Annotated in this window: 1 pseudogene; it reads right to left on the bottom strand. The window is 69.1% G+C overall.

The window, feature by feature from the left end:
• Window positions 1–63: 63 nt before the first annotated feature.
• Window positions 64–1,204: pseudogene (locus tag B1A87_RS22695) on the bottom strand (glycosyltransferase family 2 protein); the annotation flags it as partial.

Here is a 1,204-nt window from a genome sequence, read left to right as displayed (position 1 = left end):
CGCCCAACGAATACTTGGCCAGGGCCTGTCTCTTATACACATCTAGATGTGTATAAGAGACAGGATCAGGAGCGCCAGCACGAGTGCCCATGGCACGGGACCGGCCGCGAAAAACGCCAGGCCGGACAGCCCGGCTGCGGAGTCGAAGCTGAGGGGCTGGCCCAGAACCTGCTGCCAGAGCGGAGCCGCGTCGAACGCCAGCGGCAGTCCCGGATCGGCGAGAAGGGCCCGGGGCCGGTCCAGGGTGGACAGGGCGAACGGGACGAACAGAGCCGCGCTCGGCAGCAGGGCCCACCACAGGGTGCGTCCCCTCCCCCGCAGCAGCAGCCCGCTCAGGACCACGACGACGGCGGCCGGCACCAGGAGCGACGGCGCCGAAGCGGTGACTACGGCCAAGGCGAGCCCTGCCGCTGCGGCAGCCGTCCAGGACGGTGTGCCGTTGACGCCGGGTTTCACCGGTAGCTTGTCACCCTGATGCCGCTGGCCCGTGGCGGGCACGGCAAAGCGGCCGCGTCCGATCGCGGAGCCTGTGGCGCGCAGCAGCGCGAGCACCAGCAGAGGCATCATGACGTGGGCCACGAGGGCGCCCACGCGTCCCTGGTTGACGGCGATCTGCAAGGCCGGTGCCCCGGCCCAAACGACCGCCGCTGCGAGCCGGAACCGGCGGAGCGACGTCAAGGCGCCCGAAGCGAACCAGGCGGCCAGCCCGGACAACGGCATGGCAAGCAGGAGCAGCCAGATGAGGGCGCCGTTCGCGTTTCCCCCGCCCAGCAGGCCCAGGACCCACAGGACGTAGCCAAAGGGATCACCGTGGCCCGGCAATCCGGCGCCGAGTCCGATCCACCAGCTCGAGGCGTGATGCCAGATGTCCCCCAGCCTGGCGGAGGCCGGCAGGAGTGCGCCTCCGGCGGCGGCGTCGGCCTGGAAGAGTGCGGCCAGTCCGGCAAAGGAAGCCACCGAGGCAAGAATCACGGCGGCGAGGGCGCCGTTACCCACCCAGCCGCGTTCGCTGGTGGAGAGAGCAGCGAAGTCGTTCGTGGAGTCGCCGCTGGGCTGTTCCGCCAGTGAATCGTTCCCGCTGTCGGCCGCCTGTGTATCGTCGTCGGCGCCCAAAGCTTCCATGAGCGAACGCCGGTGGCCCCACACTTCGCGCCGTTCGGTCTGCAGCTGTCTCTTATACACATCTAGATGTGTATAAGAGACA

The sequence above is a fragment of the Arthrobacter sp. KBS0703 genome, from assembly GCF_002008315.2.
GTDB lineage: Bacteria > Actinomycetota > Actinomycetes > Actinomycetales > Micrococcaceae > Arthrobacter.
Note: the sequence above shows the minus strand (reverse complement) of the source record. Positions and strands in the feature narration are given on the sequence as shown.